Source organism: Paenibacillus sp. J5, assembly GCF_054955055.1.
Genome location: NZ_JBUEDD010000001.1, coordinates 104,407 through 120,737, shown reverse-complemented (window position 1 = coordinate 120,737; position 16,331 = coordinate 104,407). Strand labels below are relative to the sequence as shown.

Here is a 16,331-nt window from a genome sequence, read left to right as displayed (position 1 = left end):
ATGCGGCAGCAAACCGTTCTGCGTTCCCCGCCGTTACCTGTCATAGTGTCAAATATATCATGTGTCTGGGAGGCAAAACAGATGAAACATCTTGGTAAAAAAGCGGCAGCGCTGCTGATCAGCGCCATGCTTCTGCTGTCGGCGAGCGGCCTGGCGATGGCTGCGGAGAAGGGGATTGTGAGCGACGCGAAGACAGTGGAGAGGCTTGGCTTGCTGGTTGGCGACGGCAAGAGCGTGTCGCAGGAGTATCTGGCCAAGGGAACGACACGGATGCAGGCGGCGATCATCTCCTTGCGTCTGCAAGGCAAGCTGGATGAGGCGCTCAAGTACGCAGGAAAGATTGGTTTCGCCGATTCGGACAAGGCCGGGAAGCATGACCGGCCCGTGCTCGCCTATCTGAAGGATCATCCAGAGCTGGGCTGGAAGGGGATGGCGGATGGCAAGTTTGCCCCGCTAGCTCCGGTAAGCGCGCAGCAGTTCTACAAGGTGCTGCTTGAGGCTGCCGGCTACAAGACCGACAAGGATTTCAAGTATGCCAAGATCGATACGTTCGCTGCCAGCAAAGGCTTGAACCAGATTGCCGGTGTGGACAAGCTGACCAATGCGCACATTGCAACTGCGCTCATCGAAGCGCTTGGCATTCCGGCGAAGCAGGGAGGCACGCTGCTGGCGAAGCTGCAGCAGCACGGGCAGCTTCCTAAGGGCGAGCAGCTATTGAAGGAGCAGCGGATCAAGCTTCAGCAAGACGCCAAGCTTGGCACCTATTTCACAGATGTGTCTGGTCGGTCGCTGTATTACTTCACGAAGGATGCGAAGGATCTGGAGGCATGCCAGGGAGAATGCATCCAGCACTGGCCATTGTTCGCCTCCGAGCAGCTTCATATTCCGGCGACAATGAATGCAGATGATTTCTCCGTGCTGACCCGCCCAGACGGTGTGAAGCAATGGACATACAAGGGATGGCCGCTGTATTATTTTGCAGGCGATCAGGCTGCAGGCGACACCAATGGGCAAGGACTTGGCGGCGTATGGTATGTCGTCCAGCCACAGACAGCGGATCGAACGGGAGCAAGCGCGCAGAAGTAGAGGGCTGTGAGTCACACGGACAGTGGGCGTTGCCGCATGTGAGCGGGAATGCCTATTTTTTTTGATAAATTAGTTGCAATAGCATTCTAATTTGGGTAAGATGGTTGAGTGATCAAATTAGTTGCAATAGCATCATAATTATAAGGAAGACAGAGGAGAAAGAGGGGGGATTCGGGTGCGCGAGGAGCGCAAAGAGCGAAGAGAAGAGATGAGGCTGGGACGGGCAGAGCTGCCGCTTGTGGACGGGCAGAGCTGTGATGATAGGCCGACTGACCATACGGCAGCAGGCGGTACGCCATCTGTCAAGACGCCATCTATCCAGCAGGAGATGGATGCGAGCTTAGCGGGAGCGGATAAGCGGTCGTTTGAGCTGTCGACTTGCATCAGCAGCGGGGGGACTTATGAATCCGCGAACAAGTATGTGTCGGCGATCTACCGTCATCTCCAGATTGCGATAGCGGACGAGCTGGCAGAATACAAGATAGGAAGCGGGCAATACATCTTCCTGCTGACGATCGCCGAGCGGGAGGGCATCACACAGAAGGTGCTGAGCGAGGAACTGCTGATCGACAAGACGACAACGGCCAAAGCGATCAGCAAGCTGGAGGCAGAGGGCTATGTGAAACGGATTGCTTCGCCTGAGGATCAACGCTGCAACCAGCTCTACCTGACGGAGGATGGTTATAAAGTCGTCCCCAAGGTGAAGGAACGGTTGCGGAAGCTGATGAGCATCGGGCGGCAGGGGATCAGCGATGAGGAATACAATTTGCTGATTGATCTGCTGAAGCGTGTGCTGACTAATGTACACGCCATGGTTATGAACAGAGGGGGAGCTTGATAGGATGAGCAGTACACAAGGGGTCCAGGGCAACCGGGCGGCAAGGCTTGAGGGCAGCGGTAATGAAGGGCCGCAGCCTGGCAAAGGAATTGTCTACCTTCTCGGTTGTCTATTATTGTTCTCGGTAATGAATGTATCGGTATTTAATGTCGCATTGCCGGAGATTTCCAAGGATATGAATATCTCGGCCTCGCTGGCAGGCTGGGTCATTACAGGCTACGCCATGGTATATGCGATCGGTTCTTTGATGTTCGGAAAGCTGGCGGATCTGTTTCCATTAAGGAAGCTGATGACCATCGGCATCGTCGTATTCGCTATCGGCTCTGTGCTCGGCTTCGTGTCGCAGGGCTATGCGTGGCTGTTGGTTGGGCGGCTGGTGCAGTCGGCGGGCGCCTCATCGATTCCGGCACTGGCGATGATGATTCCGGCGCGGTATTTTCCGCCTGAGCGGCGCGGTACCGTCATGGGACTGATCGCATCGTTCATTGCGCTGTCATCGGGGATTGGCCCGATTATCGGCGGTATTGTGGCCGGAGCGCTGCATTGGAAGTTTCTATTTCTATTATCGCTTGGCACACTGATTGTGCTGCCGTTCCTGCGCCGGGCATTGCCTGACGAAGCGCGTCGTCCTGGCAAGATCGACACGGTCGGCGCTGCGCTGCTGGCTGGAGCGGTAGCGCTGCTGATGCTGACCATCACCAGCTTTGGCAGCTCGCTGGCAGCCGCATATGGGGGCGCCTGTGTGCTGCTGCTCATCCTGTTCATTATGCGCAGCCGGCGCTCTCAGGAGCCGTTCATCTCGCTGTCGCTATTCACGGAGGGCTCGTTCCGCTTCGCGATCCTCGCGGTATTCCTGTCCTCGATGACGGGCTTCAGCCTGATGCTGGTTATTCCATTAATGCTGGGCTCAACATTCGGGCTCGGGGCGGACAAGATCGGCCTCGTACTGTTCCCGGCGGCGCTGGCGGCTGCTTTCATGGGGCGGCTCGGCGGCCGCTGGACTGACCGCTTCGGCAGTATTCCGATGCTGCTGATGGCCGCGACGCTGATGATTACAGGCTTTGTCCTGCTGGCAGGGCTGTCTTGGGCAGGAGCATGGGTTGTGGCGCTATGTCTGATCCTGCCCAATGTCGGCTTTGTATTTATCCAGTCGGCGATGTCCAAGCTCGTGTCGCTGCTGCTGCCCGCTAACCGGCTGGGGGCAGGGATGGGCGTGTTCAGTATGACGAACTTCATGTCTGGCGCCATCGGCGGAGCATTGGCAACGACTGCCCTCGACTGGGGCGCGTCCTTTGCGGCGGTATTGCTGGCTATGGCCTGCTCGCTGCTGCTGCAGATGGTGGTTGTGCAGTTTATTCTGCGCGGTCGGGCGGCTGGCACTTCCGGCAGCATGAGCACCTCCTCCGTCTCCAAGCGGTAGACCGCTAGGGGTCATCCAGCGCCTTGGTCGCTATCAGCGCGCGGTGTATGGGGGATTGCTGGCGGGTGGGCAATGCAGGCTCTCAGTTGGAGAGCAGGCGGCTCATGAAATGAACGTATTAATGAGAAATGGGGCGTCCTGTACCAGGATAGCGGCTCGCTGCAGTAGACAGACAGAATTCATGCCTGTCTACTTGCAGCTTAGCCTATCGCGGTCTGGATCGCCCCATGTTGTATTTATCTTCGTCGATGCTTGCGCTTCTCGAAGGGTGAAGAGATTGCCTAGAAATTAATGTACTTCTCGAACACGTAACCGAAATCCTTCCTCCGGTACTCCGCATGCTTGCTTCTCATCCAGTCGAAAGCCCCTGCCATAATCGCTTGAAATTGCTCAGCAGCTTGCCCCTGGGAGGCATGCAGATGACCGAGGCTGTTCTGAGCAATCTGAACGCTAGTCATCGCGTATTCATGCATCGTCTGATTGGAGGTCATCAGCTCGGAGATTTTGAATAAAGCCTTATACAGATCCTTGACCTGCTCCAACTGTTTCTTGTCCACATCAATGGAGAATTCAATGTTGCCGATATGAAATTTGATCTCTACGTCGAGGTCAACCGTTCCGGCGGTTTCCAGCAAGACTCTGGATACGGGATTGGAGGAATAACTATAGCGTTTCAGTACGCGCTTGCTGCTAATCGCACTCTCGCCATCCAGATGAATCAGAGCGAGATTGGTGAAGCAATATTCATCTTTTTTAGATTTAATGATAAAATAAATTTTTTCATTGTCCTCATGCATGACATAATCATCGGTGTCAACCTTGTCGAAGTCCTTTGGATCAATGACTTTGCCAATATCACTTAAACCTAGCGCCTCAGAAGCAAATTTCTTGAACATTGTCGTTCCTCCTCAGATGTGTGCGTGACAAGCCCGTGTCCGGCATAGACTCTTGCAGACGGGACAGAGGCAGCTTCGATGACGTATATCGGAGCCTATTCTATCATACAAAAAAGCTGGGAGATTCTCTAGAGTGTAGAGGCCTATGAGTGAGCTTGAAGACATGCCCCGGCAGGGGAGAGTTCAAATACGGAGAGGATGGAGAATACCAATGAAATATTACCATGTGGATGTATTCAGTTCCCAGGCACTATCAGGCAATGGCCTGACCGTTATGTTTCATGAGGATGAGCTGAGCGTGCAGACCATGCAGCGGCTCGCTCAGGAATTCAAGCAGTTTGAGACGATCTTTCTGAGGCAGACGGGTGAACGATCATTTCGGGCACGAATATTCACGGTGGAGGAGGAGCTGGATTTTGCCGGGCATCCGATACTCGGTGCCGTATCCACGATCCATCAGGACATCTATCCGCGTGAAGGCAGCATCTCTGTGCAATTGGAGCTGAACCATAAGATCGTGCAGGCAGACTCGGCAAGAAAGATGGATTATTACGAGGCGATCATGAATCAGGGGACGCCGTACTATCTCGGCACAGTGGACGAGTCAGCGGCACCGGAGCTGCTGGCAGCGTTGAATCTGTCGCCATCCCATCGATACCCCGGCTTGCCGCTCGAGGTCATCTCCACCGGCTTGCCCTATCTTATCATTCCGCTCACCTCTGGTCTGGAGCAGGCAGCGATCGTGGTCGACGACCTGGAGGAGCGACTGGGCAAGGTACAGGCCAAATTTGTCTATGTACTGGATGTAGCCAACAAGGAAGGACGCACCTGGGACAATCTTGGGCAGGTGGAGGATGTTGCCACCGGCAGCGCAGCAGGGCCGGCAGGAGCGTATCTTCAGAAGTGGAAGCGATGCGATCCGTCTGAGCGGATCATCCTGGAGCAAGGCCGATTCGTTGGCAGGCCGAGCTTACTGTATGTGCATACGGATGCTTCGACGGGAGATGTCTATGTGTCTGGTGAGGTGAAGATGCTGGTGAGGGGCGAATTTCTCTGAACCTTGCGGCAGTGCCGCGCCCAGGTAAGCACGAGTGTAACGTCTGTTATATAACGGCTACTACGTGGATAGCCCATTCAGGCTGCTGCCAGTCTTGCCTATCGGCTAGCAGAGGCACAGTGGCGTCTAGGGCTAGCGAGGCGACTCGCACGCATCATCTGCCCGGCATCGGTCACAGCTTGCTCGAATGCTGGGCCGGCCGGGGGATGAGGTGCCGGATAGTCCGATTGCTTACTTTAGAAATTTTCGGAAGAATTGCCCTTTGTCATTCACTCCTGTTTTCGCATAGACCTTCTTGAGTACATTCCGTATAGTTCCCTCGGTAATCCCCATCGTATGGGCCATCTGCAGCACGCTTTTATTTTGCAGCCAGCCCAGAGCGACCTCCTGTTCACGATTGGACAAGTGATAAGCATCAAACCGTCCATGTTCCGATTTCTTGCGTATGCGCGCTCGATTCTCCCTCAGGCTGCTCTCCATCTTCTCAATCATCTTATTCAGCAAGGGCACGGCAAAGGTAACATCAACATCGGTGTGGAAGGATAGATCAACGTAGCCACAGATCTCATCGCACAAACGAACCGGTGAGCACACACAGGCCCAATTCTTATAGAAAGCAAGCGTATGTTCATTATCCTGTACGACGACGGTGCCTTGTAGATGCATTGCCAAGGATACTCCGTTGATTCCGGCATATTCATAAGCGAAGGAGGAGCCTATGTCGATCTCGAAGCTTTGGAGCCGTTCAACAATTTCCTTCTCTCCGATAATACGGATGGCGATACCATAGGGGTCTGTAACGATAAAAAGATGCGGGATTCCAATCCCGGAATTGACGAGGAGCATGTCTTCATTCGCGACTGTGAGCAGCTCTTGATTTCGCATGAGTACGGCTTCCATAGCTTGGGGAGATCGCTTGAATGACCTGTAATTCGGGCCTGCCTGCGTTACATTTTGCTCCAGCATGGCAACGGTAGCCGGGTTCAGATCGGATAGACTGAACCAGCTTTTGAGTTGCTTGGAAGCCAGTCCAAAGACACTCATAATTGAATTCCTCCTTCATTAGTTCAGCGTAGATGACATTGCGCAGCTTCAGGTGCCGTTCCGGCAGCGGGGGTTGAGTGCTCATCAGCACTCAGTAGGAAAGGGGAGAATGTATACATGATACATTTATTTCCAATCTACCTCAATGTATCACGGTCGCCTCATTTTTTCAATCCCTCGCTTGTCCACTTTTTTACTCGTTTCAGCTATTTTCAATCAAAACTTTTATATCCTATATAGGATATTTATGGATTTAATCTGGGGTGCTATGCTTGGTGCAGATGCTCACGAAAGGGTTGTATAACGGAGCTCGCAGGTGTAGGTGTGCAAACTAAAAAGCTGCTATTAAGGATGTGGTGGGATGAGAAAACGAATCACTTTTCTTGATACTACGCTCAGGGATGGCGAACAGGCACCAGGTAATGCAATGACCCCTGAACAGAAATTGAACCTGGCGCTTATGCTCGAAGAAGCTGGAGTCGACACGATTGAAACGGGCTTTCCGGCCTCCTCGCACACTGATTTTGTAGCGACCCAGCTCATTAGCTCCAAGCTGCAGAGAGCGTCATTTGCTACCTTCTCACGCACCCAGGTCAATGATGTACGGATTGCATTGGAGGCTGGAGGGGTGAGCGACCGTCATCTGGTCATGCTGGTGGCCACCGGCAGTGATCTTCATCTGGAGAATAAGCGGCATATCACCCGCGAGCAAGGGCTGAAGGAGATACGGGAGACGGTCATGTATGCCAAAGAGAGAGGACTTGCGAATATTGCTGTGGGCATTGAGGACGCTAGCCGTGCCAAGTATGACTACATTGAAGCGATAACCCGGACAGCACTCGAGGCGGGTGCCAATCAGATGATTCTCGCGGATACGACAGGCTATGCGGTTCCGCCTACCTTCGGTCATCTGATCAGCTTTATTCGCAGAATTGCCGGGCCACAGATCAAAATTTCGACACATTGCCATAATGATCTGGGACTGGGTGTAGCCAATGTGCTGGAGGCCATCAAGGAGGGAGCGGATGAGGTTCAGGCTACGCTTGGCGGTATTGGCGAGCGGGCAGGGAATACCTCATTGGAGCAGGTAGCGGCTTTTCTGCATTACAAGGGCAGTGAATACGGGCTGGAGACCGGGATCAAATTGGACAAATTGTATACGGCTTATCTGACATTGAAGGGATATATCGATCTGGAGGATTCGCGCATGCAGCCTCTGTTCGGCAAATATGTGTTCAGTACAGCCGCAGGAATTCATCAGCAGGGCATATTGAACGATCCCGATACCTATGAATATGTGAAGCCTATGGACCTGGGCAGAGAACGACAGCTCTTGGTCACCCGTCATTCGGGCAGAACGATTATCCGCCACCTTCTCAAGGAATTAGGCATCTCCTCTACTGATGAACAGATTAATGCTCTGTATGAGAAATTCATTCATCATTCCAGTTCATGCGATGATCTGCCGACATTTACCCGCAAAATTAAGCATGAGCTTGGATTCAGAGCTACAGGGGTGAGTGTATGAGCAAGGCATTGCTAGTGCTGGACCTGATCAATGATCTTGTTCATGAAGATGGAAGTGTAGGCAAGGATGGCTTCTATGAACAGGCACAGGAGCGGCAGACTGTAGCCCGCACCGCGCAAGCGATCGAGCATTGCCGGAGGGCAGGCATAGCTGTCATCTACGTCATAGTCGGCTTTAGCGAGGGATACTCGGAATGGAGCGTCCGCTCGAAGCTGTTCCGGCATGTCAAGGAAAGACAGCAGGTTGTGCTCGGCACATGGGCGACACAGGTGCATGATGAGCTGCGTCCCCTGCCTCATGAGGCGGTTATTACCAAGAACCGCATTGATCCCTTCTATAACACGAATCTGGAGACAGTCCTGAGAGCGCAAGGGATCGACACGCTCTACCTGAGCGGCGTCTCGACAGAGTTCGTGGTGCTTAGCACCGTCATGAGCGGCCACGACCGGGGCTATACCGTCCGACCGCTGTCAGATTGCATCTCCTCCAGCGATTCTCACAGCCATCAATGTGCGATGACCGTCATAGAGAAGCTGTCGGAGCTCTATACGCTTGAACAATTTCTAAGCGAGGAAGGAGTTTTACTTTGAACGCCTATTACATGTTTACAGATGATGAACGCCAAGCTCTTGGCACAGCGCTGTCCGCCGTCGCAGCCATCTCTCCCTATGTGGATTTCCCCAGCTTTGAGAAGGCCATGATTCGTACTGTACAGGAGGGGCAGCTCCCGGTATTCTTTACAGCCCTGTGCGAGCGAATCCGCTCTGACCGCCAGCAAGGCGCTCATGTCCATGTGCTCCGTAATTGCCCGATGGACACCGAGATTCCAGATCTAAACCATGACGACCCGATCAATGATAAATATCGGTTGAAGAAAACCTTTCTGGGTGAAGCCTTTCTGGGGGTGTTTGCCTACCTTCTTCAGACCCCTCTGCTGTCCTATGCCTCTCGCAATAATGGGGATTTCTTCACTGATGTGGTCAGCATTAATCGGTTCCGCGGGAAGCGTACCGGCTTCACCGATGGCGATCTGATCTATCATAACGACCGCACCAGCCATCCGGTCAGAGCCGATTATATTACACTGCTGGGAGTGCGCTGTCCCTCTAATGATCTGGTCTACACGACCTACATAGACGGGCAGGACATCATCAGCCACCTTACCTCGGAGCAGGTGCAGATTTTGAGCGAGCCATGGTTTGTTACAGAGGTTGATGACCTGACGCGCGAGAAGGTGAAGGACTGGGAGCGGTCCAGCGCGCATGCGATTCTCAAGGACGGGATGCTATGCTTCCAGGATACACTCACCAAGCCTGTAGCGGACGCTCCGCTCGAGGTGTATGAGGCGCTGCTGGCCTTCAAGGATGGCATGACCAAATCTCCGAAATCGCGCCATCGGCTGGAGTACGGCGATCTGCTCGTCTTCGCCAATCAATTCGGGCTTCATAATCGGGAGCGTATCGAGGTCAACAATCCTGACGATACCTCCAAGCGCTGGCTGCTCAAAACCTATACGTTCAGAGACCGGGCAACCGCCGATACCTTTGCGGATTACTGGGCAAATGATGTGTATGGCTGTGCCAGCGATCAACCTCTGACTGCCAGCAGAAATTAGATTGGAATAAAAAGGGTGAAAGGAGAGTATGATTTCTCGACTCGGGATCATACGACATTGCGATGATGAACAATACATTGCACAACCTGGTACAAAGCTTGCCGGTGCTTCTCCAAGAGGATGAATCCGGCGTTCTGGCGGCAACGGAGCTGGAATTCAGCCCTTTCCGGGCCATTGAGCGATCCAAATCCGCCGTGCATTGGCTATTTCGCCCTGAGGATACAGGAGGCACTGGCGCTGCGCTGATCCGCTACGAGCCGGGCGGGGAATCGCCGCCGCACCTGCATACCGGCTACGAGCTCGCTTATATTTTCGAGGGGGAGATGATTACTAGCCAAGGCACGGTGAGAAAGAATGAAATGATGCTGCTGCCGCCGGGCAGCCGCCATCATTCGCGCAGTGACATCGGGTGTCTGGCTCTGATTGTGTGGGAGAAGCCGCCTCAGCCTATTGAAGAGTGAAAGGAAGCGAACATGACAACAACCACTACGAACCCATCAGCAACACGATACCGTTGGTTTATTTTATTTATTGGCGTGCTGGCACAGATTACGTTTGCGATTGGCTTTGCAGGCATTCCCGTATCCGGGGTCCTCATGCGTACCGATTATCAATTTTCGATGGCAGAGCTGGGCTTTGTGCTCGGTTGTATGGGTCTGGGGGTCGGACTGTCCGAGATTATCTGGGGAGTGCTGACTGACAAGCTTGGCGACAAGATTGTGCTCATCATCGGTCTGGCGTTAATGGGCGCTGCTTACCTGGTGATTTCATACGGATTTGTGCCCACAGCGGATCGGCTTCCTGATTATCGGGCACTGGGCGCACTGTTGATTGTTGCAGGAGCGGTGGGGGGGAGTATCAACTCCTCCTCCGGCCGCGCGGTCATGACCTGGTTTCAGGATCATGAGCGCGGCTTTGCCATGAGTGTCCGCCAGACGGCTATTCCTGTAGGGGCAGCGATCGGCTCGGTTACCGTGCCGCACATTGCCTCTTCATTCGGTTTTGATGCGGCGTTTCTGACGCTTGGCGCGTTGTGTCTGGTTATGGCGGTCGTCGTATCGATCTGGATGATCGAGCTGGCGATCACCCCGGGCGCTGCGGGCGAGGCAGCCCAAGCGGCTGTGTCGCCCCTCAAGCGGTTATCGGTGTGGAAGATCGCTCTGGCAGGCGCCGCCCTGACCTTCCCGCAGATGGCCGTCCTTACCTTTGCCTCGGTATATCTCACCGACCAATATCAGCTTAATCTGGCTCTGATTACGATCATTGCCTTCGTCATTCAGATCGGTGGCGGGGTGCTGAGACTGGTTACCGGGCATCTGACCGACAAGCGCAAAAATCGGCGTCAGGTCATCTGCATGATCGCGATCATTGCGGGCATCGCTGGCATCGTGCTGGGACTGTTCTCGGAGCAGAATGTCTATCTTGCTGTCGGCTTGCTGGTGATTACCGGTCTGGCGGGCAATGCCTGGCATGGCATCGGCTATACCGAGATCGCCGTTGTAGCCGGGGTGCGTTATGCGGGCAGAGCGCTGGGCATGATGGGGATGACGGTGTTCGCCGTGTCGTTTGTGATTCCCTACATGATTCCCTTTATCCTGCATCTGTCGTCCTGGCTGGGCGTCTGGATTGTAGTCGGGATCGCATCACTGCTGGCGCTGCCGCTTATGGCAGATGCGGGCCAACTGTCCATGAGAAAAGCAACCCGCTTACTCCGCAATAAAGAAGGTGACCATGTTGGCTAAAACGTTAGTAGAGAAAATATGGGCCGCTCATTGCATCAAGGATCTGGGCGAGATCGAAGACTTAATCTATATTGATATGCATCTGTTGCATGAGATTAATACGCCTCAGGCATTCGACCGCTTGCGCTCAGCGAAGCGGACAGTGCGACGGCCAGACCTGACGGTAGCGACCGAGGATCATAACACGCCCACACGCTCTGCCTTTGCGCTGGAGGAGGATAAGGTGCGCAGGAAGCAGGTGGATCTGCTGCGGAGCAATTGTGCAGAGTTCGGCATCCCCCTGTTCAGGCTGGGCGACCCCGGCCAGGGAATCACCCATGTCATTGCCCCGGAGCAGGGGCTGGTGCTTCCCGGTACGACGCTGGTGTGCTGCGATTCCCACACGACCACCCATGGCGCCTTCGCTGCACTGGCTTTCGGGATTGGCACAAGCCAGGTCGAGCATGTGCTGGCAACGCAAACGTTAAGATTTCAAAAGTTTAAATCGATGCGGGTTACAGTGAACAATCAATTGCCGGAGTATAGCTCGGCAAAGGATTTGGCACTGTCTATTATTCGTTCCTTGGGCACTGGCGGCGGAATAGGCTATGTCATCGAGTATGCCGGCTCAGCCATTAGAGGGCTCAGCATGGAAGCGCGCATGACCTTATGCAATATGTCCGTAGAAGCGGGGGCGAGCGCGGGCCTGATCGGGGTGGATGAGGTGACGGTCGATTATCTGACCCGGACGATCTCGGCGAGCGGGAATCCACCTGCTGCGGAGGAAGTGGAGCGATGGCGTACATGCGTAAGTGATCCGGGCGCTGTATTCGACAAGGAGATTGTGCTGGACGGCGCAGCGATCGGGGAGAGTGTCACATGGGGGACGGCTCCTTATCAAAATATTCATTTTGACGAGAGTGTGCCGGACATCGATGACTACGAGGAGCCGAGTCAGCGGCAGGCGGTACAGCGTGCGCTGGAATATATGAACCTGAAGGCGGGGCAATCTCTTCGGGACATTCCGATTGACAAAGTGTTCGTGGGGTCTTGTACGAACGGACGCATCGAGGATTTACGCACGGTGGCACATATATTGAAGGGGCGCTCTGTTCATCCCAATGTGCATATGATCATCGTCCCCGGATCTACCCGGGTGCGCGATCAGGCCATCAGCGAGGGGATGGATGCCATATTCAGGCAGGCGGGCGCGGACTTTCGCCAGTTGCCTGGCTGCTCGATGTGCTGCGGCTTGAATGAAGACAGTATGAGGAGCGGGCAGCGTTCGGTCTCAACGAGCAATCGCAATTATGAAGGACGGCAGGGTGTGAATGCGATGACCCATATTGCTTCGCCTGCCGTGGCAGCCGCCAGTGCGATAGCTGGACGGATTAGCAGAGTAGCAGATTTGTAGGATGAGAGGGGAGACGAGGATGAGCAGGGAACGGATTAGCGGATACGGCATGCCCTTAACGAGAAACGATGTGGATACGGATCAGATCATTCCTGCGCGATTTTGTTATCAGCCCAAGCGGGTGGGACACAGCGGCTCCTTGTTTGGCAATTGGCGGCAGGACCCGAGCTTTGTGCTGAATGACCCTCGTTATGCCCAGGCCGATATATTGGTTGCGGGGCGGGAGTTCGCGACAGGCTCATCGCGTGAATATGCGGTATGGGCGATCAAGGATTACGGCTTCAAGGCCGTCATTGCTCACAGCTTCGGCGATATTTTCTATAAAAACGCCATTATCAATGATGTGCTGCCTGTACGAACCACTGAGGAAGGGATTCGCTCGTTATGTGAGGTGCTGAGCCGCCGCCCGCAGGCACAGATTAGCATAGATCTGGAGAAGGATGCTATTACCTGGGATGAAGGGTGTGTACCGCTTCTGATGGAAGCCCACTACAAGCAGAAGTACATTCTCAATCTGGATGATATTGCACTGACGATCCAGGATCAATACAGCATAGCGGCATACGAGGCGGCCAGAAATGTGCATCTGGCGACGACATTGCCATCGCCTGGCTGCCGCACGCTCCTAAGCGAGCCGCAGCTATGAAGCAGGCGCTGAGAATTGCCATTATAGGTAGCGGCCCGCGAGGCATGTCGGTTCTGGAACGGCTGGCTGCCCGGCTGCTGGAGCGGGACAACGGGGAGCCAATTAACCTGTATCTGATCGATGACGGGTATGTAGGCACCGGGCGGGTATGGGCGACCGGGCAGTCCCCTCACCTGCTGATGAATACCGTCGCACAAGAAATCTCCGCCTTCTCCGGCCCGTGGGACGGCAAGGAGATTCGCCCGGGCAATGGGCCGTCCTTCTCCCAGTGGTGGCAGTTGCACCTGGACGACTATGAGCAATATGGCGGCTACGGCCCGCGAGCCTACTACGGACAATACCTGCTCTATGTGTTGGCCGCCATCGAGCGTGCGCTGCCGCCCTCTGTTGCCCTTCACAAAATAACGGGGCGAGTGGATCGCCTGGAGGAGATGGGCGAGATGCAGCTTCTACATTTCTCGGACGGCCAATCCTTGCAGGCTGATCGGACGGTACTGGCAACAGGACATTCGACGAATCAGTTGTCAGGTCTGGAGAAGTCTCTCCATGATTATGCCAGCCAAACTCACGGAGTAGCTTATATCGCCGGGGATTCCGCGGCGGATATGGACTTCTCCACGATCGAACCGGGGCAGAGGGTCGGGATAATCGGCATGGGACTGGCCTTCTATGATATTGTCGCTGAGCTTACACTGGGGCGCGGTGGTAGATTTGTAGCGGATATAGACGGCTCCTTGCAGTATTGCCCGTCCGGGCGGGAGCCGCTCATCTACGCTGGAAGCCGCAGCGGGATGCCTGTCCCGGCGCGCGGCCGCAATCAGAAGCCGTATGACTACGAGTATGAGCCGGTAATCTTCACATTGGAGCGCGCCCATGCCATGCGAGAGCGGGGCGAGATAGGCTTTGACCGGGATGTGCTGCCTGTGCTGGAGGCGGAAATTACGCTCATGTATGCCAAGACCAGACTCCTTCATGAGCAGGGCGAGGAGCAAGCGGCAAGATTATGCGAGCTGGTGCTGGAATGCCAGGTGGATTCTGTAGAGGGAGTCAGCACGATGGCGCATCGGTTAGGGCTGTCGCATCCGATCAAGATCGATCTGTATTCGTTAGCTAATCCGTTCAATGGATGTATATTCCCATCGCCGCTTGCCTTCCATGAAGCCTTGCAAGACGTGCTGGCTGCCGATTACGCCGAGGCGATGCAGGGCAATGTGGATTCTCCGCTCAAGGCGGCGCTGGATGTCATTCGCAACTCGCGTTCGGTTATTCGCGCCTATGTAGACTTCGGAGGGCTGCAGCCTGCCTCGCATGAGAAGGAGTTTCTGGCGAGGTTTGCGCCTGTGAGCAGCTTTTTGTCTGCCGGGCCGCCTGCCTTCCGCAATCTTCAACTGCAAGCCTTGATTCGCGCAGGCATCGTCACCGTAGTCGGACCTTCTGTCCAATTCGAGCCTGCGGAGACGGAAGCTTGTGTCTACATGTCATCGCCTGTTGTACAGCATTCGAGGGTGGCGGTGCAGGTGATCATTGATGGCCGTGTTCCGGTCACCGATATTACCCGTGATCGCTCCTGCTTGACCCAGTCGCTTCTGGATCAAGGCATCTATGTCCCGTTTGTCAATGCGGGCGCGGAGGCGGAGTTCGAGACAGGCGGTGTCGCTGTGACGGACTCTCCGTTCCACCCGATCCGGGCCAATCAATCGATCGCAGGCCAGCTATATGTGCTGGGCATTCCGACCGAGTACACCCGGTGGTTTATGCAGTCAGGCAGCAGCCGTCCGCACAAATGGATTGACTTTATGATGGATGCTGATGCGATAGCCGCTGATATTATTCAAGGAGGACAGTATGCTCAACAACCCGACCAAGCCCGGCATCCTGCAATTACTAGCTCAGTATCATCAGGACCCGCGGGCAGATAAGCTCAATCTGACGGCAGGCATCTACACGGACCCATCGGGAAATTCCCCTGTACTGGAAACGGTGCGCGAGGCTGAATATGCCCGCATACAGCATCAGCGCAGCAAGGCCACGTTCGATATGGATGGCGCTCCCGAATTTCAGCAGGCTGTGCGCCGTCTGCTGTTCCCGTCCGGCGAGGAGGGCAGCGCGCACCATGTTCAGGTGATCCAGACGGTCGGCTCCAGCGGAGCCTTGCATCTTGCTGGACGCATGATTCAGCACGATGCCCCGGCAGCGCGGGTGTGGATCAGCTCCCCAACCTGGGAGAACCATGCTGCGCTGCTGAGCAGCCGCCCGGAGCAGATCGGCTATTACCGGTATCAGCCAGCCAATCCTGATCAGTTATGCATGACTACGATTCTGGAAGACCTGCAGGCGGCTCGTCCCGGTGATTATGTGTTGCTGCACGCCTGCTGCCATAATCCGACAGGGATGGACCCCACGCTCTCCCAATGGAGGGAGTGGGCGGAGTTCTGTGCGGAGCGCGGCCTGATTCCGCTGTTTGACTTTGCCTACCAAGGCTTCGCGCAATCGGCCGAGCAGGATGCCGAGCTCTTCGCCTTGTTTCGAGAGCACTCGGACAGGTTGATCATTTGCAATTCCTTCTCGAAAAATATGGGATTGTATAACGAGCGTACCGGAGCCCTGACCCTTGTATTCAAGGATGCGGATCGCTTGGCAGTCTGGCACAGCACGCTCAAGAGGATGATTCGCAGTACGTATTCCACACCACCGGCGCATGGAGCCTACATCGCCAGTCATATTATTAATGATCCACATCGCTATTCCTGCTGGCAGCAGGAGCTGAAGGAGATGCGATGCGATCTGCAGCGTCGCCGCGCTGCACTGTTCGCCGAGCTGGAGAGCAGTGGTCTGATGGATACGTTACTGTCATATCATCGACAACAGGGGATGTTTCTGTGTCTGCAGCTCTCTCCGCCCTCCATTGAAGTGCTGCGGGAGCAGCATGGGATCTATCTGTTGGATACAGGACGAATATGCATCGCCAGTCTGCCTTTGGAAGCTATTCCTGCCTTCTGCCTTGCACTGGGGCAAGTGGTTGAAGGCACTAACACATTATCGCGTAAAGCGTAGAAAAGAGGACAA

General features: G+C 54.8%; 15 protein-coding genes. 13 read left to right on the top strand and 2 right to left on the bottom strand.

The genetic code is table 11. The annotated features are described in order from the left end of the window. The first annotated feature begins 81 nt into the window (after nucleotides 1-81). The 3 genes from ACY1JZ_RS00415 (at nucleotide 82) to ACY1JZ_RS00405 (ending at nucleotide 3,344) form a co-directional block, all read left to right on the top strand. Nucleotides 82-1,086 carry a hypothetical protein gene (locus tag ACY1JZ_RS00415; RefSeq protein WP_462627557.1) on the top strand — a complete coding sequence of 335 codons (1,005 nt, stop codon included), beginning with the start codon at nucleotides 82-84 and terminating at the stop codon, nucleotides 1,084-1,086. 175 nt (nucleotides 1,087-1,261) lie between these two features. Then, nucleotides 1,262-1,924, top strand: coding sequence for a MarR family winged helix-turn-helix transcriptional regulator (locus ACY1JZ_RS00410; RefSeq protein WP_462627555.1), 663 nt, complete (start codon nucleotides 1,262-1,264; stop codon nucleotides 1,922-1,924). Nucleotides 1,925-1,928: 4 nt separating this feature from the next. Continuing rightward, the gene (locus ACY1JZ_RS00405; protein WP_462627553.1) at nucleotides 1,929-3,344 is read left to right on the top strand and encodes an MFS transporter; all 1,416 of its coding nucleotides are present in this window, start codon (nucleotides 1,929-1,931) and stop codon (nucleotides 3,342-3,344) included. Nucleotides 3,345-3,625: 281 nt separating this feature from the next. On the opposite strand, the gene ACY1JZ_RS00400 is transcribed toward ACY1JZ_RS00405, so the two are convergent. After that, complete coding sequence (locus tag ACY1JZ_RS00400; RefSeq protein WP_462627551.1) at nucleotides 3,626-4,240, bottom strand: PH domain-containing protein; 615 nt, start codon at nucleotides 4,238-4,240, stop codon at nucleotides 3,626-3,628. A gap of 211 nt (nucleotides 4,241-4,451) precedes the next feature. On the opposite strand from ACY1JZ_RS00400, the gene ACY1JZ_RS00395 reads away from it, so the two are divergent. Next, the gene (locus tag ACY1JZ_RS00395; protein ID WP_462627549.1) at nucleotides 4,452-5,297 is read left to right on the top strand and encodes a PhzF family phenazine biosynthesis protein; all 846 of its coding nucleotides are present in this window, start codon (nucleotides 4,452-4,454) and stop codon (nucleotides 5,295-5,297) included. Nucleotides 5,298-5,528: 231 nt separating this feature from the next. Here the strand turns inward: ACY1JZ_RS00395 and ACY1JZ_RS00390 are convergent, their stop codons facing one another. Continuing rightward, entirely contained in the window at nucleotides 5,529-6,341 is an 813-nt protein-coding gene (locus tag ACY1JZ_RS00390; protein ID WP_270168833.1) for a LuxR C-terminal-related transcriptional regulator, read from the bottom strand. Nucleotides 6,342-6,702: 361 nt separating this feature from the next. Between ACY1JZ_RS00390 and ACY1JZ_RS00385 the strand changes: the two genes are divergently transcribed. The 9 genes from ACY1JZ_RS00385 to ACY1JZ_RS00345 all read left to right on the top strand — a co-directional run bounded on the left by ACY1JZ_RS00385 (nucleotide 6,703) and on the right by ACY1JZ_RS00345 (nucleotide 16,319). Next, nucleotides 6,703-7,869 (top strand): LeuA family protein, encoded by a 1,167-nt coding sequence (locus tag ACY1JZ_RS00385; protein WP_462627547.1) that lies wholly within the window; start codon nucleotides 6,703-6,705, stop codon nucleotides 7,867-7,869. Further along, entirely contained in the window at nucleotides 7,866-8,459 is a 594-nt protein-coding gene (locus tag ACY1JZ_RS00380) for a cysteine hydrolase family protein (RefSeq protein WP_270168837.1), read from the top strand. The genes ACY1JZ_RS00385 and ACY1JZ_RS00380 overlap by 4 nt, the downstream gene beginning before the upstream one ends. After that, entirely contained in the window at nucleotides 8,456-9,484 is a 1,029-nt protein-coding gene (locus tag ACY1JZ_RS00375; RefSeq protein ID WP_270168839.1) for a Fe(II)-2OG oxygenase family protein, read from the top strand. The genes ACY1JZ_RS00380 and ACY1JZ_RS00375 overlap by 4 nt, the downstream gene beginning before the upstream one ends. 62 nt (nucleotides 9,485-9,546) lie before the next feature. Next, entirely contained in the window at nucleotides 9,547-9,945 is a 399-nt protein-coding gene (locus tag ACY1JZ_RS00370; RefSeq protein ID WP_270168840.1) for a cupin domain-containing protein, read from the top strand. A 12-nt stretch (nucleotides 9,946-9,957) separates the two neighbouring features. Then, a complete protein-coding gene (locus tag ACY1JZ_RS00365; RefSeq protein ID WP_462627544.1) occupies nucleotides 9,958-11,226 on the top strand; it encodes an MFS transporter in 1,269 nt (422 codons plus the stop codon). Further along, a complete protein-coding gene (gene leuC / locus ACY1JZ_RS00360; protein WP_462627542.1) occupies nucleotides 11,216-12,619 on the top strand; it encodes a 3-isopropylmalate dehydratase large subunit in 1,404 nt (467 codons plus the stop codon). The genes ACY1JZ_RS00365 and leuC overlap by 11 nt, the downstream gene beginning before the upstream one ends. A 19-nt stretch (nucleotides 12,620-12,638) precedes the next feature. After that, a complete protein-coding gene (leuD, locus tag ACY1JZ_RS00355; RefSeq protein ID WP_462627540.1) occupies nucleotides 12,639-13,265 on the top strand; it encodes a 3-isopropylmalate dehydratase small subunit in 627 nt (208 codons plus the stop codon). Then, a complete protein-coding gene (locus ACY1JZ_RS00350) occupies nucleotides 13,262-15,184 on the top strand; it encodes an FAD/NAD(P)-binding protein (protein WP_462627538.1) in 1,923 nt (640 codons plus the stop codon). Before leuD ends, ACY1JZ_RS00350 begins: the two co-directional genes overlap by 4 nt. After that, nucleotides 15,111-16,319 carry an aromatic amino acid transaminase gene (locus ACY1JZ_RS00345; RefSeq protein WP_270168847.1) on the top strand — a complete coding sequence of 403 codons (1,209 nt, stop codon included), beginning with the start codon at nucleotides 15,111-15,113 and terminating at the stop codon, nucleotides 16,317-16,319. The genes ACY1JZ_RS00350 and ACY1JZ_RS00345 overlap by 74 nt, the downstream gene beginning before the upstream one ends. Nucleotides 16,320-16,331 lie beyond the last annotated feature (12 nt).